The organism is Pseudomonas sp. GL_135 (assembly GCF_057834665.1).
The window spans coordinates 3,140,716-3,161,383 of record NZ_CM174408.1; the positions used below are offsets into that span (position 1 = coordinate 3,140,716).

General features: G+C 62.5%; 17 protein-coding genes. 10 read left to right on the top strand and 7 right to left on the bottom strand.

Annotated features, from left to right (window positions below; all coding sequences use genetic code 11):
• The first annotated feature begins 63 nt into the window (after positions 1 to 63).
• Positions 64 to 2,088, top strand: a complete 2,025-nt coding sequence (locus tag AC3ISG_RS13850; protein WP_489297200.1) for a methyl-accepting chemotaxis protein — start codon at positions 64 to 66, stop codon at positions 2,086 to 2,088.
• Positions 2,089 to 2,136: 48 nt separating this feature from the next.
• Here the strand turns inward: AC3ISG_RS13850 and AC3ISG_RS13855 are convergent, their stop codons facing one another.
• The 5 genes from AC3ISG_RS13855 to AC3ISG_RS13875 are packed head-to-tail and all read right to left on the bottom strand — an operon-like array spanning position 2,137 to position 7,561.
• On the bottom strand, positions 2,137 to 3,048 hold the full coding sequence (locus AC3ISG_RS13855; RefSeq protein WP_489297201.1) for an SMP-30/gluconolactonase/LRE family protein: 912 nt from the start codon (positions 3,046 to 3,048) through the stop codon (positions 2,137 to 2,139).
• A 16-nt stretch (positions 3,049 to 3,064) separates the two neighbouring features.
• Positions 3,065 to 4,021, bottom strand: coding sequence for an ABC transporter permease (locus AC3ISG_RS13860; RefSeq protein ID WP_489297202.1), 957 nt, complete (start codon positions 4,019 to 4,021; stop codon positions 3,065 to 3,067).
• Positions 4,018 to 5,007 carry an ABC transporter permease gene (locus tag AC3ISG_RS13865; protein WP_122534752.1) on the bottom strand — a complete coding sequence of 330 codons (990 nt, stop codon included), beginning with the start codon at positions 5,005 to 5,007 and terminating at the stop codon, positions 4,018 to 4,020. The genes AC3ISG_RS13860 and AC3ISG_RS13865 overlap by 4 nt, the downstream gene beginning before the upstream one ends.
• Positions 5,004 to 6,461 (bottom strand): sugar ABC transporter ATP-binding protein, encoded by a 1,458-nt coding sequence (locus tag AC3ISG_RS13870; RefSeq protein ID WP_489297203.1) that lies wholly within the window; start codon positions 6,459 to 6,461, stop codon positions 5,004 to 5,006. Before AC3ISG_RS13870 ends, AC3ISG_RS13865 begins: the two co-directional genes overlap by 4 nt.
• Positions 6,462 to 6,520: 59 nt before the next feature.
• Positions 6,521 to 7,561, bottom strand: a complete 1,041-nt coding sequence (locus AC3ISG_RS13875; protein ID WP_122534750.1) for an ABC transporter substrate-binding protein — start codon at positions 7,559 to 7,561, stop codon at positions 6,521 to 6,523.
• A 275-nt stretch (positions 7,562 to 7,836) separates the two neighbouring features.
• On the opposite strand from AC3ISG_RS13875, the gene AC3ISG_RS13880 reads away from it, so the two are divergent.
• From AC3ISG_RS13880 to AC3ISG_RS13905, 6 genes are all read left to right on the top strand, one after another.
• Positions 7,837 to 9,135 (top strand): GAF domain-containing sensor histidine kinase, encoded by a 1,299-nt coding sequence (locus tag AC3ISG_RS13880; protein WP_489297204.1) that lies wholly within the window; start codon positions 7,837 to 7,839, stop codon positions 9,133 to 9,135.
• Positions 9,120 to 9,866, top strand: coding sequence for a response regulator transcription factor (locus tag AC3ISG_RS13885; RefSeq protein ID WP_122534749.1), 747 nt, complete (start codon positions 9,120 to 9,122; stop codon positions 9,864 to 9,866). Before AC3ISG_RS13880 ends, AC3ISG_RS13885 begins: the two co-directional genes overlap by 16 nt.
• 978 nt (positions 9,867 to 10,844) lie before the next feature.
• On the top strand, positions 10,845 to 11,909 hold the full coding sequence (locus tag AC3ISG_RS13890; RefSeq protein WP_489297205.1) for a M4 family metallopeptidase: 1,065 nt from the start codon (positions 10,845 to 10,847) through the stop codon (positions 11,907 to 11,909).
• Between the two features lie 38 nt (positions 11,910 to 11,947).
• Positions 11,948 to 12,253: a protealysin inhibitor emfourin gene (locus tag AC3ISG_RS13895; protein ID WP_122534746.1), complete on the top strand. Its 306-nt coding sequence runs from the start codon at positions 11,948 to 11,950 to the stop codon at positions 12,251 to 12,253.
• 146 nt (positions 12,254 to 12,399) lie between these two features.
• The gene (locus AC3ISG_RS13900) at positions 12,400 to 13,938 is read left to right on the top strand and encodes a cryptochrome/photolyase family protein (protein WP_489297206.1); all 1,539 of its coding nucleotides are present in this window, start codon (positions 12,400 to 12,402) and stop codon (positions 13,936 to 13,938) included.
• A complete protein-coding gene (locus AC3ISG_RS13905; protein ID WP_122534744.1) occupies positions 13,935 to 14,075 on the top strand; it encodes a DUF2256 domain-containing protein in 141 nt (46 codons plus the stop codon). Before AC3ISG_RS13900 ends, AC3ISG_RS13905 begins: the two co-directional genes overlap by 4 nt.
• Positions 14,076 to 14,122: 47 nt before the next feature.
• On the opposite strand, the gene AC3ISG_RS13910 is transcribed toward AC3ISG_RS13905, so the two are convergent.
• A complete protein-coding gene (locus AC3ISG_RS13910) occupies positions 14,123 to 14,344 on the bottom strand; it encodes a hypothetical protein (RefSeq protein ID WP_122534743.1) in 222 nt (73 codons plus the stop codon).
• Positions 14,345 to 14,634: 290 nt separating this feature from the next.
• Here AC3ISG_RS13910 and AC3ISG_RS13915 point away from each other — a divergent pair, with 290 nt between their 5' ends.
• Complete coding sequence (locus tag AC3ISG_RS13915) at positions 14,635 to 15,261, top strand: TetR/AcrR family transcriptional regulator (protein ID WP_122534742.1); 627 nt, start codon at positions 14,635 to 14,637, stop codon at positions 15,259 to 15,261.
• Between the two features lie 141 nt (positions 15,262 to 15,402).
• Here AC3ISG_RS13915 and AC3ISG_RS13920 read toward each other — a convergent pair whose 3' ends face one another.
• On the bottom strand, positions 15,403 to 18,144 hold the full coding sequence (locus tag AC3ISG_RS13920; protein WP_489297207.1) for a beta-glucosidase: 2,742 nt from the start codon (positions 18,142 to 18,144) through the stop codon (positions 15,403 to 15,405).
• A 469-nt stretch (positions 18,145 to 18,613) separates the two neighbouring features.
• On the opposite strand from AC3ISG_RS13920, the gene AC3ISG_RS13925 reads away from it, so the two are divergent.
• Positions 18,614 to 18,841, top strand: coding sequence for a hypothetical protein (locus AC3ISG_RS13925; RefSeq protein WP_122534740.1), 228 nt, complete (start codon positions 18,614 to 18,616; stop codon positions 18,839 to 18,841).
• 107 nt (positions 18,842 to 18,948) lie between these two features.
• Positions 18,949 to 20,667 carry a type II secretion system ATPase GspE gene (gene gspE, locus AC3ISG_RS13930; protein ID WP_489299539.1) on the top strand — a complete coding sequence of 573 codons (1,719 nt, stop codon included), beginning with the start codon at positions 18,949 to 18,951 and terminating at the stop codon, positions 20,665 to 20,667.
• Position 20,668 lies beyond the last annotated feature (1 nt).

A 20,668-nucleotide genomic window follows, 5' to 3' on the forward strand; every position in this document is an offset into this window, starting at 1 on the left:
AGAAAAAGGACCGTTCTCACCGACAAAATCCTAATCGCCCCACTTAGGGGCTGTGAGAGCCCCATGAATATTCTTGCCCCTGCCGTGTACCTGACCAACCGCCTGCGCTTTCCCGCCAAGTTCGCGGTGCTTGCCATCATCGTTCTGCTGCCGCTGGCCCTGTTGGGCGCGCGCTTGCTCAATCAACTCAACGCCAGCATCGATAACATCCATTCCGAACAAGTCGGCCAGCGCTATCTGACGGACGTTACCCCCGTGCTGCGCCTGTCGATGCTTCAACGCGCTCTGACCAACCGCTTGCTCAGCGGGGATCAGACCGCCCAACCTGACCTCGCCGCCAACCAGGCCAAACTGCTGGAGGCGTACACCAGACTCGAGACCACCGACCGACAGCTGGGTGCGGGGCTTGAAACCGGAGATCGGGTGCAGCGCTTGCGCTCCGGTGCCGAAGGGCTGATCAGCCAGACTAAAACCGGGGCCGATCAGGCGACCCTGTTTGACGCATGGAGCGATCAGATGACCCAGACGCTGAATTTTATCTACTTCGTCTCCGCCACCTCCGGGATGGTGCTCGACGAAGACTACGCCTCGCTGTTCCTGATCGATCAAAGCACCCTGCGTCTGCCTCGCCAGATCAACGTGGTCGGACAGTTGCGCGGCCTGGCCAGCGGTCTGCACGAGGGTCAGCCGCTCACGGACACCCTGCGTGGCACGATCAAATCGCTGCTCAAGCAAGAAGCGCAGATTCGCCAGGAGCTGCTGCAGAGTCTCAGCCTGCTACGGCGTCAGGAACCGACCCTTACTGATCGCATTCAGTCTCCTGTGAGCAGCGCGCTCTCCAGCCTCGACAGCTTTCGCAGCGACCTGCAAACCCTGGTCACCTCACCGGAAACCACCATCACCGGCATGCAGGGGCTGCCAGCGAAAGGCAATGCCGTGGTCGCCGAGCTGTATAAGGCACAGGACGCCTTGCAGGCAGCGCTGTCCGCAGAGCTTGAACAGCGCCTTCAGGACAAATCGGCTGACCGCGCCGCCATGCTGGCCATGTTCGCCATCGCCGGACTGTTGCTGATCTACGCCTTCAGCGGGATCTACAGCGCCATGCGCCGGGCCATGGAAGACATGTTGAGCGCCACCCGCCGCATCGCTCAGGGCGATCTCACTGCCCGTGTCAATGTGGTCGGCAAAGACGAAATGGCCGACATCGGCACCGGCTTGAATCACATGGTCCAGGCCTTTGGTGAATCCCTGGCTCAGGTCGAGCGCAGCTCGAGTTCGGTGTCCGACGCAGCCACTCGCCTGACTGCGTCCATCGACCGCGCCAAAGTGTCGATGAACGCCCAGCAAGGCGAAACCGAACAGGTCGCCACCGCCATCAACGAAATGACCGCCAGTGTCGCCGACGTCGCCCAGAACACAGAAGGCGCAGCGCGTGCAGCGGAACAGGCCAGTCAGGCGTCAGGCAAAGGCCTGGTCGTCATGCAGCAGACCCGCCAGACCATCGAGGCACTGGCCGGCGAAGTCGACCTCAGCGCGCAAAAGGTCGCAGCGCTCGCGCTGCACAGTCAGGAGATCGGCGGGGTCATTGAAGTGATCCGTAACATCGCCGACCAGACCAACCTGCTCGCCCTCAACGCCGCCATCGAAGCCGCCCGCGCCGGTGAGCAAGGCCGTGGCTTTGCCGTGGTCGCCGACGAAGTGAGGACCCTGGCTTCACGGACGCAGAACTCCACCGCCGAAATCCAGCGGATCATCCAGCAATTGCAACTGGCGACCGGCGCTGCCGTGGAGCAGATGAAAGCGGGCAAGGACCGGGCGCAGGATTGCCTGACGTCGGCCGATCAGACGTCCTCAAGCCTGAACGCGATCAACGAAGGCGTGGAATCGATTGTCGGCATGAACACCCAGATTGCCAGCGCTGCCGTTCAGCAGCACGCCGTGTCCGAAGACATCAACCGCAATGTCACCGAGATCCGCAATGGCACCTTCATGTTGATGGAAGGCATCGAGGACAACGCGGTAACGGCGGACGAACTGTCGCTGCTGGCCGGCGAACTGCGCACTGTGGTCGGTCGTTTCAAGCTTTGAGCACCGGGGCGCGTTCCGTAAAACGACACACGCCCTGCCCTGCATCGCTCAAGGGACCTGAGCCCCCGCCACCGCCACGTACACCGAGTACAACGATGTGTTGGCGGTGATGAACAAGCGGTTACGGCGCGGGCCGCCAAAGGTCAGGTTAGCGACCTTCTCCGGCAGGCGAATCTTGCCCAGTAATGTACCGTCGGCGGCGAAACACTGAACGCCGTCGCCGGCACTGGTCCATACATTCCCTTGCACGTCCACGCGCATGCCGTCCGGCACGCCCGGCTCGATCACCGCAAACACCCGAGACTGCCCCAATTCACGTCCATTGATGACCTCGAATGCGCGGATGTGATGGGGCCCGTCAGGATCGTGGGAGCGACCGGAATCGGCGATGTACAAGGTCTGCCCGTCCGGAGAGAACGCCAGGCCGTTGGGCTGCACGAAATCGTTGGCCATGCAGGCGACCTCGCCGCTGTCCGGGTCGATGCGATAGACGTGGCGGCCCGGCTGCTCTTCCTCGGCCTGATAACCCTCGTAATCAGTGAGGATGCCGTAGCTGGGATCGGTGAACCACACCGCGCCATCACGGTGCACCACCACATCATTCGGCGAATTCAGGCGCTTGCCTTCAAAGCGCTCGGCCAGCACGGTGATCGACCCGTCCGGTTCAGTGCGGGTGACGCTGCGGGTGCCGTGCTCGCAGGTGATCAGCCGGCCAAGGAGGTCGCGGGTGTTGCCGTTGGCGAAATTCGACGGGGTGCGGAACGTCGACACGCCCTGCTCCGGGGTCCAGCGCAACATGCGCTGATTGGGGATGTCGCTCCACAGCAGATAGCCGCCGTCGTTGAACCACACCGGCCCCTCGGCCCAGCGGCACTGATCGTACAGGCGCTCAAGCTGGGCGTTGGGCAGGATCAGGCGGTGGAAACGCTTGTCATGGCATTCATAGAGGTCGTCGGACACGGGGTCGATCCTTGCTTCAGGCGCGGGCATTTTTGCGTCCGCTGACAGCGGTAATTACCGCGATAATGATCAGGCCGGTGAGGATCAGCCGCACCCCGGCACTGGCGCCGAAGGTGTTGAGCATGCTCACCAGCAGGTAGAGAAACAGCGATGCGCCCCAGATGCCCGGCACGTTGGAAAACCCGCCGGCCACCGAGGTGCCGCCGATTACCACCACGGCGATGGACGCCAGCAGGTATTCCTCGCCCATGCCCAGGGAGGCACCGCCGGAAAACCCGGCCAGTGTCAGCCCGCACAGGCTGCCGAACACCGCGCAGAGCACGTAGGTGGCGAAACGCATTCTTCCGACACGAATCCCGGCCAGTTCGGCGGCGCGGGCGTTTTGCCCGATGGCCAGCACCGAACGCCCGTAGCGGGTGCGGGTCAGCACATAACCCATGAGCACCGCCACGGCGATCACCACGAGGGCCAGATACGGCACGCCGAACACGCTGCCGGTGGCGAAGGTGTAGAAACCCTCCGGCGGCGGCACCCGCACGCTGCGGCCATAAGCAATGGCCAGGGATTGCAGGATAAAACTCGCCGACAACGTGGCAATGATCGGCGGAATGCGCAGCAGGCGGATCAGCGCAAAATTGCCGCAGCCCACCAGCACGCCGATGCCCAGCACGCCGAGCACGCCCAGCCAGATGTTCGCGTCCTGACCGTCCATGAGCTTCATCCCCAGCGCGCCGCTCAGGGCAATGTTGGCCGGGATAGACAGGTCGATGTTGCCCGGCCCGGTGCTGATCACGAACATCTGGCCGATGCCGACAATCGCGAAGAACGTCGAGAACGCCAGCGCGCCAGACAGTAAAGCGCCTGCGCCCTGCCCGCCGGTAAACACCAGCGTCGCTACCCAGATCAATAATGCGGCGAGGAAGGACCACAGCCACGGCTTGCCGCGCAGCGCTGCGACAGTTGAAGTGCTCATAGCGGGCGTACCTCCAGACGATTGACCGCCGCACGCAGCGCCAGCACGAAAATCAGAATCGCGCCCTGGGCGCCGATCTGCCAGTCAGGCGAGATGCGGATGAACGACAGCAGCGAACCGGCCAGCACCAGGGTCAGCGCGCCGAGCACTGCGCCCATGGGTGACACGCGCCCGCCGACGAATTCGCCGCCGCCGAGAATCACCCCGGCGATGGACAACAGGGTGTAACGCAGCGCCACGTTGGCGTCGGCCGAGGTGGTCAGCCCCACCAGAAACAGCCCCGACAGCACGCCGAAACTGCCGGCCATGGCGTACATTGCCACCTTGATGCGCAGCAGCGACCAGCCGGCCTTGGCGATCGCCAGCGGATTGCCGCCGGCGCCGCGCAACACCACGCCGACGGTGGAGCGCATCAGGAAAAAGTGCATCGCCAGCCCGAGCACGAGGCACACGATGATTGCCAGCGGAATCAGCGGCGGCTTGATTCGCACCAACGCTTGCAGCCACTGCGGCGCCGTCCCGCCCGGCGACGGCAGCAACAGAATCGCGCCGCCGACCCAGATGAACGACATGCCCAGGGTGACAACAATCGACGGCAGGTTGCGGCTGTGAATCAACGCGCCGAGCAGCGCATACACGCCCACGCACCCGGCCAGTGCCAGCCAGCCGAGGAACGGGTGTTGATCGAGCAGCGTCACCGCCACGCAGGCGACGAAGCTGATGAAACTGCCCATCGAGAGATCGAGGTCGTTGACGCTGATGATCAGCATCTGCGCGATGGTCGCCAGGGCGATGGGCACCGCCAGGTTGAGCATCAGGTTCAGGCCCATGTAGCTCATGGCCCGGGGTTGCATGATGAAAATAGTCGCCAGCAAGACCACCAGCGACACCGCCGGCAAGGCAGCGCGGAGCATACGGGCACGGCGCGCGGCGTTGTTGCGCGGCGCAACGGGTGCGCGGGCAACGGAATTCAGCGGGGCATTCATGGGGTTTCCTCGGCGAAGGAGCTGCGCAGGATGCGCTCCTCGCTCAATTCACTGCGCGGCATGTCGAGCACGGCCTGCCCATCGCGGAAGACATACACGTGATCGCAATAGGTCAGCTCTTCCAGCTCCGTGGTGTACCAGATGAAGGTGCGGCCACGGGCCGCCTCCTCCATCAGAATCGAATACACCTCGCGCTTGGTGCCGACGTCGACGCCGCGCATGGGGTCGTCCATCAGGATGATCTGGCTGTCGGATGCCAGCGCCCGGGCAAACAAGGCTTTTTGCTGATTGCCACCGGACAAAGAGAGGATCGGATTGCCCATGTCCGGGGTGCGGATGCTCATGCGCTTCATCCAGTCATTGGCCATCGCTTGCTCGGCATCAGGGTCCAGCAACAGGCCGCGCTTGAGCTGGTTGAGGGAGCCGATGGTGATGTTCTCGCCGATGGACCACAGCGCAAACACGCCGTCGGTCTGGCGGTCACCGGCCACGAAACTGGCGCCGGTGCCGTGCTTGACACAGTCGCGCAGCACCTGGGTCAGCAGTTGGCTTTGACCATGGCCCGCCAAGCCGGAGAGCCCGACGATCTCGCCGGCAAAGGCCTGTACCGAGCGGCCATCCGCCTGACGCGCCGGGCGCTGCTGCACGCGAGGGCTGCCTTGCTCACGGCGGGACGCAAATGCCTGTGTGGCCTGTTGCTGTTCGCGGGCCGTGCCGCCCATGACTTCCACCAGCGAATCATGGGTGAAGTCTCGCGCGGCGCGGGTTTCGACGATTCTGCCGTCCCGCATCACCGCGATGCGGTCACAGGTGCCGAGCATTTCGCCGAGGATGTGACTGATCAGCACGATGCTGCCGCCGCCCTCGACGAACCGCCGCACATGCTGCAGCAACTGCTGGGCGACGCGGGCGTCGAGGGATGAGGTGGGTTCGTCGAGGATGATCAGGTCAAGGCGCTCGTCGACGTTGATGAACGCCCGGGCGATCTCCACCATCTGCCGCTTGCCGATGGACAGGTCAGCGACGATGTCATCGGCGTCGATGCCGTGGCCGGGGAAAATCTGCTCCAGCATCGCTTCGATCAGCGCCCCGGCCCGACGCCGCCAGCCGAAGCCGCGCAGAGCCGGTGACATCAACCGGGTGTTCTCTGCCACGTCGAGGTTCGGGCACAGCGACAGCTCCTGAAACACACAGCGAATGCCGTGCTGACGCGCCACTTGCACTGAATAGCCTTCACGCAGGTCGCGGCCCTCAATCAGCAACTGGCCACAGTCGGCGGCCAGGGTGCCGGCGAGCACTTGCATCAGGGTCGATTTGCCCGCGCCGTTGTGGCCGATCAGCCCCAGGCATTCGCCGGCGCGCACGCTCAGGTCGACGTCACTCAGGGCACGCACGGCGCCGAACGATTTGCCGGCGCCAGCGAAGGCCACCCGCACAGGTCCATTTGCGTTCATGGTCGAAATTCCTTGGCGGGCCGCAGACAGTGCGGCCCGCGATGCTTACTGGAAGAAGCTCACAGGGAAGCGGCGGGCTTGAGCTTGGCGACGTCGTCGACGCTGTAGGTCTCGCTGACGATCCCGCCCTTGGGCAGGTCCTTCAGGCTGGCGTCGAGGGTCTGCTGGGTGACGGTGACCGCTGGCGACAGCAGGTCATGGGGCATCTGCTTGCCGTCGAGCAGCTGCTGGGCGACATAGAATGCCAGGCTGGAAATGCTCGGCCCGCTGCTGATCGAGAAGCTCTGATAGCCCTGAGTGTCGCTTTGCTTTTTCCACCAGCTCAGCTCTTCTTCGCGGTTGCCGAAGATGATCGCCGGCAACGGACGGCCCGCCGCGACAAAGGCCTGGGCAATGCCGACACCTTCGCCGCCCTGGGTCACCACGGCGTCGACTTTCGGCAGGCTCGGCAACACGCCGGAAACGGCTTTCTGCGCCACGGTCGGGGACCAGTTGCCGTTCACTTCGCCGACCACTTTCAGGTTCGGGTGTTTCTGCGCGCCGGCGGTGATACCGGAGTGAATACGCTCGTCCACCGACACGCCGGCCAGGCCGCGGACTTCCAGCACATTGGCGCCCTGAGGGAAGCGCCCGGCCAGATAATCCATCTGCTCGATGCCGGTCTGTTTGAAGTCCATGGAGATGCGATAGGCGCAGGGTTCGGAGACGGTGCCGTCGAAGGAGACAACGATGATGCCGGCGTCGCACGCTTGCTTCACCGCACCGTTGAGCGCCGTCGGCGATGAGGCGTTGATGACAATGGCGTCATAACCCTGAAGGATCAGGTTCTGGATTTGCGCGGCTTGCTCGGTAGCCTGGTTTTCCGCCGTGGTGAAGCTGTCGGCCGCCGCGATCACGCCGTCCTTGACGGCTTTGTCGGTGGTCTGCTGCCAGCTGGCGAGCATCAGTTGGCGCCAGGAGTTGCCGGCGTAATTGTTCGAGAGTGCGATTTTCTTGTCGGCCGTATCGGCGTGGGAAGCGACGGGCAGAGCCATCAGGGGCGCCACGGCCAGTGCGGCACAGAGCAACGAACGGCGTAGCGGGTGACGACGACTTTTCATAGTTGAACCCTTGTTATTTTTATGGGGGCTGCAGGGTGGCCGACGGCGTCGGTCGCACCTTATTACGAACAGTACGCGGCGAGTCTGCACTGGCCGGTGCGGAGCGTCAGTGGTCAATCGTGCAGACCTGATGCGGGATCCCGCAAGCGACCTGCTGGAACGTGCGTTCTTTTTGCCACGCAGGGCCCATAATGACCCGACTGCTTCCTGCAGTTTCAAAAAATGCTCAGTTCGAGAACGTGTTCGATCCCAAAAATAAAAACAGGTTGGAGCCCATGGCACAGCGACCGCACACCCTCGCCGAAGACGTGCTGCATCACTTTCTCGGCATTTCCCGCGCCCTTGCCGGCCAGCTGGATTTCCAGTCGATGATCGATGCCGTCTCCCGGGAAATCAGCCCGATCCTGCCCCACGACCACCTCGACGTGTGCCTGTTCGTCCTCGACAGACGCGAGCACATTACCTATGAAAGCGGCGTACACACCCTATGGGGCGACGTGGCCCAGCCGATGCCGGTGCACACCAGCCCCATTCGCACGGTGCTGCTGGGCGAGCAGCCTTTTCTGCTGACCCACGACGCCATGAACGACGCACGCTTCGCCTTCCCCGGCGCCATCAACCACCCGATTTTCGACGCCCGTTTGCGCAGCCGCCTGCACGTGCCCTTGCGCGCCCGTGGCGAAATCATCGGCGCGCTGAGCTGTTCCAAACACACCGAGCATTTCTACACCCTGGACGACGTGCGCCACACCCAGCACGTCGCCGACCTGCTCGCCTCGTACGTGTACGCCCTGCGCCAGACCGAACAGGCCAAACAACTGGCAATCGCCGAGGCCCAAGTGCGTGCCCGAGAAGAAGGCCTGCGCCAGGGCGCGCTGCGCCTGACCGAGGAACTGGAGCGTGAACGTCAGCGGGTCGGCATGGATCTGCATGACCAGACCCTCGCCGACATGACCCGCCTGCACCGGCGCATCGCCCGCCTGCAAACCCTGCCCAGCGTGCCGGGCGAGGACCTGCGCGGAATTGCCCGCGCCCTCAAGGACAGCATGCAGGAGTTGCGGCAGCTCATTGATGCGGTCAAGCCGACGGTGCTGCAGTTGTTCGGCTTTGAAGAAGGCGTGGAAGACCTGTTGCGGCGCAGCGTGCGCGACAGCGGCCTGAGCATCGAAACGCGGTTGCAGGACAGCACCAACGGCATGGGCGATCGCTTGCCGGAGTCGGTGAAGGTCGCGGTGTTCCGCATCATTCAGGAAGCGGTGAACAACGCGATCAAGCACGCCATGCCCGACAGCATCGTCATCCACATCAGCCACACCTGCGGTCTTTTGCAGCTGACCATCGACGATGACGGCCTTGGGCTGGATGTGGGGCATCGGTTCAACAGCGGCGGTATTCAGAACATGCAGGTGCGCGCGCAACTGATGGCGGCGCAGCTGACCATCGAACGCGGTCCACACGGGCGAGGCACCCGGGTCAGGGTGTGCCTGCCGCTGGCTGACCTCGCTGTAGTGGATGAGGCGGCGGGTGTTTCCGGGCCTGCGCGTTTAACGGAGACGCCATGCACGTCCTGCTGATTGAAGACGACCCGGTGCACCGGGCGTTCCTGCGCGAAGTGATCGAAGTGGCCCTGCCGGAATGCACCCGTTTGCTGGAGGCCGAAGACGGCCAGATCGGCGAGAGGCTGTTCACCGAGAGCCCGGTGGATGCCGTGGTCATGGACCTGCAGATGCCCTGCCGCACCGGCGTCGAAGCGGCCAAGACGATCTGGCGGTTGCAGCCCGACACGTCGATTCTGTTCTGGTCGAATTACTCGGACGAGGCCTATGTGCGCGGCATCGCGCGGATCGTGCCCCAGGGGGCCGCTTACGGTTACATCCTCAAAACCGCCTCGGAAGAGCGCTTGCGTCTGGCCTTGCGGGGGCTGTTCATTGAGCAGCAGTGCGTGATCGACCGCGAGATTCGTGGCGTGCAACTGAAGGCCCACGATCAGTTGTCCGGGCTGAGCGACGGCGAATACGAAGTGCTGCAGGACATCGCCCTCGGCCTGACCGACCGCACCATCGCTACCCGCCGCAACCTGTCGCTGCGCAGCGTGCAGAACCGGCTGCAGCAGCTTTACGAAAAACTCGGCGTCTACCAGCCCGATGCGGCCGGCGAGCGCAGCACCGCCTTCAACCTCCGCGCCCGCGCCGTCAACGTCGCCCTGCTCCGCCGCCTCCTCAACCGCACCGCGCTGGAACAGGCCGAGGCCGAACTGCAACTGTGGCTGAAAAACCCGGCGCGGCATCGGTTTGGAGGGGACTGAGGGAAGATCAAGAGCGTCTGCCTGGGGGGCAGACTGTTTCGCCTTCGGCGACTTACTTTTGAAAAGCACCAAAAGTAAGCAAAAGTGCCTGCTCTCGGTTTGGCCCTTCCTTCGTCAGGGTTCCTTCACTCCGGTCTCGCTCCGTGGGCCCGCCGCCATCCGCCATCCATGGCGGGGGGCGGCTCTCGCGGCATCCATGCCGCTCGGCCCACTGCGCGAGACCTGCGTTCAGCCTGCACCCAAGTCGCGTTTTGCGGTGACTGAGCCTTTTGCATATGAAGATCAAGATCAAAAGCAGATCAACGGCTTCCCGGCTGAAGCCGGTCCTACAGTCGGAGGCGATTCCACAAGTGTACGCGGTGTTTTGTAGGACGGGCTTTAGCCGGGAAGAGGCCAGTTCAGGCGCCGACATTTTTGCTGATAGTCCCCCTCCTTGTGGGAGCGAGCTTGCTCGCGAATGCTTTATCACTAACACCAGATATCTGTTGGATGTACCGCCCCCTTCGTGAGCAAGCTCACTCCCACAAGTCCCTGACGACTGATCTGCCCCTGATCTGCCCTAGATCTGCTCTCGATTTGCTTTTGATTTGCTTTTGATCTTCCTGCGCAAAAAGCCCAGTCACAGCCAATCGCGACTTTGGTGCAGGCCGAACGCAGACGATGCGCAGTGGGTCGAGCCGCATGGATGCGGCGAGAGCGCCGTCAGGACATGGATGTCCGTTCGGCGCGGGCCCACGGAGCGTCGTCGGAGTGAGGGTATTCCGACGAAGGAGGAACCCAACCAGGAGCAAGCACCCTTGGTTACTTGGGGTGCTTTTCCAAGTAACTCGCCGAAGGCGAAATGTCTGCCATTAGGCAGACCCATCTCAGCCGCACCGCAGTGTCGCTGTGGGGAACGCGAGATCACCTCCGCTTGTCGATTAAAACGAGACCGCGACGCGTCGCTCAACTGAACGACGCCACCCTGGAGTATTGCCTATGTGCAGGAACCACACGCGTAACCCCATCCTCTGCCTCATCCCGCCGTACCTGCTGGATCAAATCGCCCGCAACGGCAACAAGGCCCAGCGCGAAGCCGCCCTGCGCACCCGGGCCAAAGACAACACCTTTCGCTCCCTGCGCCTCAGCGCGCAACCCGACCGACGCGTCGTGCACCTGGCCGCTGCAGCACCCACCGGCAAACGCCGTTCGATCTACACCGCCGACGGTGGCGAAACCCTGCCCGGCACCCTCGTCCGCGGCGAAGGCCAGTCCGTCAGCGGCGACATCGCCGTCGACGAAGCCTATGACGGCCTCGGCGCCACCTTCGACTTCTTCTTCGACGTCTTCGACCGCAACTCCATCGACGACGCCGGCATGGCGCTCGACGCCACCGTGCACTTCGGCAAGGGCTACAACAACGCCTTCTGGAACTCCGCCCAGATGGTCTTTGGCGACGGCGATCAGTCACTGTTCAACCGCTTCACCATTGCCTTGGACGTGATCGGCCACGAACTGGCCCACGGCGTCACCGAAGACGAAGCGGGCCTGGTCTACTTCAACCAGGCCGGCGCCCTGAACGAATCAATGTCCGACGTGTTCGGCTCACTGATCAAGCAGTACGCCCTGAAACAAACCGCCAAGCAGGCCAGCTGGCTGATCGGTGAAGGGCTGTTCACCGACCAGATCACCGGCAGCGCCCTGCGCTCGATGAAAGCCCCCGGCACCGCCTTTGACGACAAAGTGCTGGGCAAGGACCCGCAACCCGGGCACATGGACGACTTCGTCCATACCTACGACGACAACGGCGGCGTGCATATCAACTCAGGCATCCCCAACCATGCGTTCTATCAAGTGGCGACGCGCATTGGCGGTCATGCCTGGGAAAAAGCCGGGCGCATCTGGTACGACGCGCTGCGCGATTCACGTCTGCGCCCCAATGCCGGCTTCGTGCGCTTTGCGCGGATCACCCACGATGTGGCCGGCCGGCTGTACGGTGTAGGCCAAGACGCTCAAATCGCGGTAAAAGAAGGTTGGGCGGCCGTGGGCATCAACGCGCAATGATCCGCCATGGCCATCTGGCAAAAGAAGGAGCCACGAACATGCGTATCTCATTCAGCGAAAGCGGCGGGGTCGCGTTTTTTCCCGGGCTGAGCAAGCCCAACACCATTGAAGTGGACGCCCTGCCCGAACCCGATCAGCAAGAGCTGCGGCAGCTGGTCGACGCGTCCCGGTTCTTCGCGCTGCCTGAAGGTCGGCGCCCGGCCCGTGCGCTGCGCGGCATGCAGCATTACACGCTGACCATCAGCGAAGGCGACCGGGAGCGCACGGTATGCGTCCCGGCCCCGGTGGAATCCGGCCCGCTGCAGGGCCTGATGCAATGCGTCAGGCGGCACGTGTCCGGCTAGCCCCATGACCGCGCGCCGGGCACACCGCTAGCTCGGCGCCATCACTCCCTGCCCATCAGGAATCCCGTGCCCAACCTTCTCTCATCTCTCTTTCCTCGGTCCACGCTCACAGCAGGCGCTGCCTGCACATCACAGGGCACGGACCGATGATGCCTGTCCGCCGCCTGTGCCTGGTCCTGGGCGATCAGTTGTCCTTCGACCTGGCCTCTCTTGCCGACCTCGACCCCCAGCGCGACGCCGTGCTGATGGTCGAGGTCATGGAAGAAGCCACCTACGTCGCCCATCACCCGCAGAAAATCGCCCTGATCTTCAGCGCCATGCGCCATTTCGCCCAGGCGCTGCAGGAGCGCGGCATCATCGTTCAGTACGTAACGCTGGACGACCCGCTGAACACCGGCTCGGTGCCGACCGAGTTACAGCGCTGGCACGCCTCGTTGCAGGCCGAAGAAGTCCACGCCACCGAGTGCGGCGACTGGCGTCTGGAGCACTCGGTCAGGGAATGCGGACTGCCGCTGATCTGGCACAGCGACACGCGGTTTCTTTGCTCCCGGGAGGAATTTGCCCAGTGGGCCAGCGGCAAGGTTCAGCTGCGCATGGAATTCTTCTACCGCGAGATGCGCCGCAAGCAACGCCTGCTCCTCAACAGCGACGGTACGCCCGTGGGTGGTGCCTGGAACTTCGACGCCGACAACCGCAAGGCGCTGCCGAAGAAGGTCTCGGCGCCCTACCCGGCGCGTTTCGTACCGGACGCCATCACACGCGATGTGCTGGCGCTGGTAGGTGAGCGGTTCGCCAGTCACTACGGTTCGCTGGACAATTTTGACTACCCGGTGACCCACGCCGACGCCCAGGCCCTGTGGCAGTACTTTCTCGATTACGGGCTGGGCGCGTTCGGTGATTATCAGGACGCCATGGCGATGGATGAGCCCTTCCTCTTCCATGCGCGGATCAGTGCGGCGTTGAACATCGGGCTGCTGGACCTGCGCCAGCTGTGCAGCGACGTCGAGTCAGCCTACTGGTCGGGCGGCGTCGCGCTGAACGCCGCCGAGGGCTTCATCCGCCAACTGATCGGCTGGCGGGAATACGTGCGCGGCGTCTATTGGCTGAAGATGCCGGACTACGCCGAAGGCAACTCGTTCGGCAATACCCGGGCTCTGCCGGCGTTCTACTGGACCGGGCAAACCAACATGAACTGCATGCGCCAGGCCATCGGCCAGAGCCTTGAGCACGCCTACGCCCACCATATACAGCGGCTGATGGTCACCGGCAACTTCGCCCTGCTCGCCGGCATCGCGCCCAAGCAGATCTGCGAGTGGTACCTGGCAATTTACATGGACGCCTTCGAGTGGGTCGAGCTGCCCAACACCCTCGGCATGGTCATGCATGCCGATGGTGGCTACCTCGGCTCCAAGCCCTATTGCGCCAGCGGCCAGTACATCAAGCGCATGTCCGACTACTGCGGCAGCTGCGCGTACAAGGTCAAGGAAAGCACAACCGAAGATGCCTGCCCCTTCAATTCGCTGTACTGGCATTTCGTGATGCGCCACAGCAACCTGCTGCGTGCCAATCAACGCATGGGCATGGTCTACAAGAATCTTGATCGGATGACCGAAGCGAAACAGGACGCGCTGTGGCAAAGGGGCGAGTCGCTTCTGAGCAAGCTCGACGCCGGAGAGGCGATTTGAAGAAGAGTGAACTGCCGGTGAAAACCTGCGCCGTCTGCGGGCTGCCGTTCACCTGGAGAAAGAAATGGGCGCGCTGCTGGGATGAGGTGCGTTACTGCTCGGAGCGTTGCCGACGGGGCAAGGGCTCCGAGTCGTGAAAGGGTTTATTCAGCATCGGTGGGCACACACGGGGCGCGACGACTGATCAATGGACCTGCGCGCGGCTGGCTCTGCCAATCAGTCTGATCAACAACTGCTGCTTGGGGCCTGCCGTGGTCTCGCGGGCCACCTTGATCAAATATTCCTGAGGGATAAGCCCGCCCGCTTCGGCCAAGGCTTCGTAAATGGCAAACAGCCGCGAATCAATCGTCGTCTCCTCGGCGCATTCGATCAGATAGGCAATTCCGGGACTGGCTTGTTCGTTCACAATGGATCCTCCTTGTAGGTCAGTTACTTCAAAGGAGAGGCAGGCGCGGCGGGAGTTCCCATTTTCTGGACCGGGCTCCTCCGAACGGTGGAACCCTTATGCCGGGGCGCCTGAATATCAGTTTTCGCTTGCCAAAATCCGGTTGCCCCCTTAAACAGAGCGTGCCGTTTCAGCACCTGCGACGACGTGCCACGCGTTTTCTGCCCATTGCGTCCTCGCAATCCGGCGTCGTAACAGGCCTGCCGAAACGCCCAGACACCTGCAAAGCATGGAGACGCCAGGTAAACCCGATGACAGGAAATACGTCAGACACACTCCCCCGCACCCGTCGCGCACCCAAGGGTGAAAAGCGCCGCGAAGAACTGCTCGACGCCGCGCTGCAACTGTTTTCACTGGAAGGCTACACCGGCGCCTCCATTGCCCGCATCGCCGACATCGTCGGCATCTCGGTGGCGGGCGTGCTGCATCACTTCCCGAACAAGGTCGCCCTGCTGATGGGCGTGCTCGCGCGCCGCGACGAGGTCAATCACAAAGTGATCAGCAGCTTGCACAGCGAGCCGACGCTACAGGGCTTCGTCAGCGGCCTGCGGCAGATCAACCGTTCCAACGCAACAGCGCCCGGCGTGATTCGCGCGTTCAGCATGCTCAATGCCGAAAGCCTGGTGGACAGTCACCCGGGGTGGGAGTGGTTTCAGTCCCGCTACGTAACGATTCACGGGCGCATGCGCGCACGGCTCGATCATCTGGTCGTGACCGGCGAAGTGCGGGGGGATGTGGATCTGGACGCGATCGTTCACCAGATTCTGGCGATGATGGACGGGCTGCAGCTGCAATGGCTGCGCTTCCCGGAGACGGTGGATCTGGTGCAGCGTTTCGACAGTTACATGGCTCAGGTCGAGCGCGACATCCGCGCATAAAAAATGAGGCGATCCGGGCTGGCCGGATCGCCTCATTCTCTGTTACTCAAGCTCGGATGGTCACTCGGGGGCCGGGCCTGGCCAGCGCCGCGGAAACGCCCGACGCCAGCCCACTGCTCAGCCCTTTCCCGCTGTGATCAATCAGTACTCGGTGTTGCCGTCGTAGTCCGTGTTGCCATTGGCTGCGTCGGTGTCTTCGGCCTGATCAAGCACACCGCCGGTCTTCACCGCTGGCAGGGTCACTTTGACCGAGTTCAGCGCCGAACGTGGCAGCGGGTTGCTGGTGGTGGTCGACAGTTCCTGACGGAACGAGTTGACCAGCTTGGCATTCAGACGGATGTCGTCCGAGGCCGCGCCCAGGCTGATGTTGAAGGTGTCGGCATCGATCACCCACTGCTTGCTCGCCTCGTCGAAGTACGCCAGCGAACGGTCGTTCAGTTCGATGGTGACGTGACGGGTTTCGCCCGGCTGCAGGAAGACCTTCTTGTAGCCTTTCAGCTCTTTGACGGCACGTTCGACTTTCGGGTTCTGCTGGCCGACGTACAGCTCGGCGACTTCGGAACCGGCACGCTTGCCGCTGTTGGTCAGGTCGAACGAGACCTTGATCGGCGTGTTGCCCACTGCAACGCCCGGGGTGACCGAGATGTTGTTGTAGGTGAACTGGGTGTACGACAGGCCGTGACCGAACGCGAACAGCGGTTTGGTGTTGGTCTTGTCGTAGCCACGGTAGCCGAGCATGGTCAGGTCGTTGGCGTAGCTGATTTCCTTGACCTTGGTGCGTGTGTTATCGAAGTTCGGGAAATCCTTGTACAGCGGATTGTCTTCGATGTTGCGCTCGATACTGATCGGCAGCTTGCCCGACGGGTTGACCTTGCCGAACAGGATCTCGGCCAGGGCCTGACCACCGTTCTGACCCGGGTAGAAGGCGTGCAGCGCAGCCGGCACCTGGTCGATCCAGTCACTCATTTTCAGCGCGGTACCGCCGTGCATGGTCACCACGGTGTTCGGGTTCGCCTTGGCGATGTTCTGGATCAGCTCGTTCTGGTACTCAGGCAGATCGAAGCTGTGGTCGAAACCTTCACCTTCGTATTCAGCGCTGTTACCCACGGCAACCACGACCGCGTCGTATTGCGACAGGTCGGACGGTGCGGTCAGCGAAGCGGTCGACATCTGCACGCCCACCAGGCCGCCCATGGTCGACAGGTAACCGTCACGGCGCGAGTACTCAAGCTTCACGTCGTAAGCCTTGCCGGCTTCCAGCTTGATCTTGCCGGAAACAGGAATGGTCGGCGGAATGCTCTTGTTGGTGATGTTCTCACCGTCGCCGTTGTCGATGACCTTCTCGCCGTTGACCCACAGACGCACGGCGCCGTCGGCACGGACTTTGAAGACCTGGTCGCCGCTGATGGTCGGGGTGACCTGACCGCTCCAGCGAATCGAGGTGTTGGCGGTGTCGCCGTTGCTCGGCACCTTGTCGCTGGACCAGTCCAGGTTGACGTAAGTGTCGATCTGGGTGGCCGACGGGTCGCCGGACCAGGTGGCGTTGTTGAAGTACTCGGTCTTCATGCCAGCGACGCTGTTGCCTTTGCTGTCGGTGGTGGTCCAGTGCATGGCTGTCGGGTCGAGGGACAGGGTGTCAAGGAACTCGACCTGAGCACCCGGAGCGATCTGGCGCAGACCGCTCAGCTCGCTGATGTAACGGGTAGCGTCAACGTGAGCACTGCCGAAACCGGTCGGTGGTGCGTACTTGGCCAGGTCGCCAACGACGGCGATGCGCTTGACCTTGTTCTTGTCCAGAGGCAGCACGTCGCCCTGGTTTTTCAGCAGCACGATACCTTCGCGAGCGATGTTCAGGGCGACCTTGTTGCTGGTGGCGCTGTTCATGTTGTGCGTGGTCAGCGGTGCAAACTTGTCGAACTGGTACAGGTAGATGTTCTTCAGGATGCGGCGGACCTTGTCGTCGATGGTCGCCATGTCCAGCTCGCCACTGTCCAGGTACGGCTTGAGCACCGAACTGTTCATCTGGCCGCCCATCATGTCCAGGTCGGTGCCGGCCTGTGCTGCTGGCAGACCGTGCACGACAGCGTTGTAGTCGCTCTGTACCAGGCCCTTGAAGCCCCATTCCTTCTTCAGGATGTCGGCGATCAGGTGCTTGTTCTCGCACGCGTACTCGCCGTTCACTTTCTGGAACGAGCACATCATCATCGCCACGGCGCTGTTCTTGGTGGCGGATTCGAACGGCGGCAGGGTCATCTCGCGCAGGACGCGCTCAGGCATGACCTGATTGAGGATGAAGCGGTTGGTTTCCTGATCGTTACCGGCGTAGTGCTTGGCTTCCGCCCAGACGCGACGCTGCTGAATACCGTTGATCACCGCAGGGCCGAGGCTGGCGCCGAGGAACGGGTCTTCACCGGAGAGGTATTCGAACGCACGGCCGCTCCACGGCATGCGGTACAGGTTCATGCCTGGACCTGTGACGAACTGGTAGCCGCCGCTCGCGGTGTCGTAGCCCAGGGCGCGACCGAAATCGATGGCGCGACGCGGGTTGAAGGTGGCCGCCAGGTTCGGGCCGGACGGATAGACCACGCCCGGATCGTTGCCTTCGCTGGTGTAACGGATGCCCGCGCCACCGTCGGCGCCGTGGATCTGTGGCACGCCGTACTGGGTCAGCGGCTTGACGTCCCAACCACCGATGCCGCCGATGTAGGCCAGCTTTTCTTCCTGAGTCATCTTCGCCAGGGTTTTTTCTGCCGCTTTGTCAGCGCGCAGTTCCTTGGCCGCCAGTTGCTCTTGGGTCGTGGTGTCGGCTGCGTTGGCGTGGCAGATGGCCAGGCTCAACAAAGCCAGTGCCGAGTGGGCACCGAAAGTTTTACGGTTTCGCATAGGGGACGCTCTCCAAGTATCACCCGCGCTCATTTGTCGCAGTTGACACGCCACAAGCCTTTGTTTCAGGCATGACTCGGCCTATACCGAAGTTCTCGAAAGAACATCGGTGAACGGGAAAGTGGCGTTACAACGTGACGATGAGTGTGGGCAATTTGATCTTCTGTAACTAACGTTAATGGCGATGAGCCACCGAACTGCACGAGCGTTGCCCGAGACGTTTAAATTAAGGCAATTGTTTTCAAGTGATGTCAAACAAAAAAATCAATCTCGAACAAACTCGACATTTTTTGATACATCATCTGAACTCTTGCTAAACCTACAGGTCTGTAGGTTTAGCAATTTTCACCGCTGGACCCTTTAAACCCCGTAAATACAGGGTTTCAGTCATGGGGAAGGCGGTGAGCCAGCGCTGGACACCGGCGTCGGGATCATTTCAAACACATGACAAACATTGGAGAAACATCACATGAAACTGCCAGCACTGGGCGCCATCGCTGCACTGACTCTGTCGTTTGCAACTGCAACTATGGCCGCTGACTCCGACACTCAGGAAACTATTTCTGGCGCAGCAGATTCCACTGTCATGACCCAGACACAAGATACAAAAGCCGTAAAGAAAGCCACCAAACAGAATCAGGCCGATGAAAACAAGCGCGGTCGTCCAACCGCCAACACTTCGTCTGCGACAAACTAACGCACTGCCGTTTAGTTGCTGTTAAGCAGCATACTGTTATTGCACATTATGTATTCACCCCAGAGGTCTCGTCAGAGGCCTCTCTTATTTGAACCGGTGCTGTGTCCATTCATCTGTCCCCTATCAATAGCCAACAACTCACCGCGCACTCGGCCGAAGCGCTGTGTGCCTGGCTGTTGGCCAATGCCGGGCTGAAGACAGGTGATCTGGAGCGGGCACAGCGACTGGCCCAGGAATCGGAAGGCAGTTCGCTGACGGAATTGCTGACTCGCCTGGGCCTGGTCTCTGAACTGGACCTGGCAAAGGCATGGGCTTCGACGCTGCAAGCGCCGTTGCTGCTGGCGGAAAACGTGACGCTGTCCGGCGATCCTTTGCCGGAGTTGAGCGAGCGCTTCCTGCGGCACTATCGCCTGCTGCCCATCGGCACCCATGCCGATGGCGTGCATGTCTTGGCGGCCAATCCGGGCAATGCCTATGGGCTGGATGCCGTGGCCTACGCCTGCCAGGCGCCGGTGTACGTGTCGGTCGGTGCGGGCAGTGAGGTCGACGGGTTGATCGAGCGTTATTACGGCCAGGGCCGTTCGGCCATGGGCTCCCTGATCGAGACCCTCGACGAACACGGCGGCGCCGAAGAAGACATCGAGCACCTCAAGGACCTCGCGTCCGAGGCGCCGGTCATTCGACTGGTCAACCTGATCCTGCAACGTGCCGTCGAGCAACGCGCCTCCGATATTCATATAGAGCCGTTTGAAAGCCAGCTGAAAGTGCGTTACCGCATCGACGGCGTGCTCCACGAAGCCGAAGCGCCGCCGTCCAGTTCATCGGCGGCGATCATTTCGCGACTGAAGATCATGGCGCGGCTCGACATCGCCGAGCGTCGCCTGCCCCAGGATGGCCGCATCATGCTGCGCATTCAGGGTAAAGAGCTGGACTTGCGGGTGAGCACGGTGCCCACCAGTTTCGGCGAGTCGGTGGTGATGCGTCTGCTCGATCGGCAGACCGTCAGCTTCGACTTCCCCAGCCTGGGCATGGACGGCGAGCGCCTGCAGAACTTCCTCGACGTGCTGGAGAACCCCCACGGCATTTTGCTGGTCACCGGCCCCACCGGTTCCGGCAAAACCACCACGCTGTACACCGCGCTGTCACGGCTCAACACCGCCGAGCGCAAGATCATCACGGTTGAAGACCCGGTCGAGTACCAGCTCGAGGGCATCAACCAGATTCAGGTCAAGCCGGCCATCGGCCTGGACTTCGCCGGCGCCCTGCGTTCCATCGTCCGCCAAGACCCGGACGTGATCATGATCGGCGAGATGCGTGACCTGGAAACCTGCCGCATCGCCATTCAATCGTCGCTGACCGGTCACCTGGTGCTCTCGACCCTGCACACCAACAGCGCCGCCGCGAGTATCACGCGTCTTCTGGACATGGGCGTCGAGAGCTACCTGATCGCCTCCACCGTCAAAGGCATTTTGGCCCAGCGCCTGGTGCGCAGGCTCGATCCGCTCACGCGCATCGCCTTCGAAGCGCCGCCGGAACTGGTCGCCGAGCACGGTCTGGAGCGCTTCACCGATCAGCGCCCGATCACCCTGTATCGCCCCGCCAGCGAGTTGCCCGGCGGCGGTTATCACGGCCGCAGCGCCATCACCGAATTGCTGGTGATGAATGAAGAACTGCGCGGCCTGCTGATGCGCCAGGCCGACGCGGCAACGCTGGAGCAAGCCGCCCGTCGCGGTGGCCTGCGCACCTTATATGAGGAAGGCCTGCGCCAGGCGGTGGCCGGCGTGACGTCCCTTGAAGAGGTGCTGCGCGTGACGCGCGGCGACTGAC

Coding starts and splice junctions, on each gene's coding strand:
- AC3ISG_RS13850 (WP_489297200.1), top strand. CDS start 64: ATGAATATTCTTGCCCCTGCCGTGTACCTGACCAACCGCCTGCGCTTT.
- AC3ISG_RS13860 (WP_489297202.1), bottom strand. CDS start 4,021: ATGAGCACTTCAACTGTCGCAGCGCTGCGCGGCAAGCCGTGGCTGTGG.
- AC3ISG_RS13865 (WP_122534752.1), bottom strand. CDS start 5,007: ATGAATGCCCCGCTGAATTCCGTTGCCCGCGCACCCGTTGCGCCGCGC.
- AC3ISG_RS13870 (WP_489297203.1), bottom strand. CDS start 6,461: ATGAACGCAAATGGACCTGTGCGGGTGGCCTTCGCTGGCGCCGGCAAA.
- AC3ISG_RS13875 (WP_122534750.1), bottom strand. CDS start 7,561: ATGAAAAGTCGTCGTCACCCGCTACGCCGTTCGTTGCTCTGTGCCGCA.
- AC3ISG_RS13880 (WP_489297204.1), top strand. CDS start 7,837: ATGGCACAGCGACCGCACACCCTCGCCGAAGACGTGCTGCATCACTTT.
- AC3ISG_RS13885 (WP_122534749.1), top strand. CDS start 9,120: ATGCACGTCCTGCTGATTGAAGACGACCCGGTGCACCGGGCGTTCCTG.
- AC3ISG_RS13890 (WP_489297205.1), top strand. CDS start 10,845: ATGTGCAGGAACCACACGCGTAACCCCATCCTCTGCCTCATCCCGCCG.
- AC3ISG_RS13895 (WP_122534746.1), top strand. CDS start 11,948: ATGCGTATCTCATTCAGCGAAAGCGGCGGGGTCGCGTTTTTTCCCGGG.
- AC3ISG_RS13900 (WP_489297206.1), top strand. CDS start 12,400: ATGATGCCTGTCCGCCGCCTGTGCCTGGTCCTGGGCGATCAGTTGTCC.
- AC3ISG_RS13915 (WP_122534742.1), top strand. CDS start 14,635: ATGACAGGAAATACGTCAGACACACTCCCCCGCACCCGTCGCGCACCC.
- AC3ISG_RS13920 (WP_489297207.1), bottom strand. CDS start 18,144: ATGCGAAACCGTAAAACTTTCGGTGCCCACTCGGCACTGGCTTTGTTG.
- AC3ISG_RS13925 (WP_122534740.1), top strand. CDS start 18,614: ATGAAACTGCCAGCACTGGGCGCCATCGCTGCACTGACTCTGTCGTTT.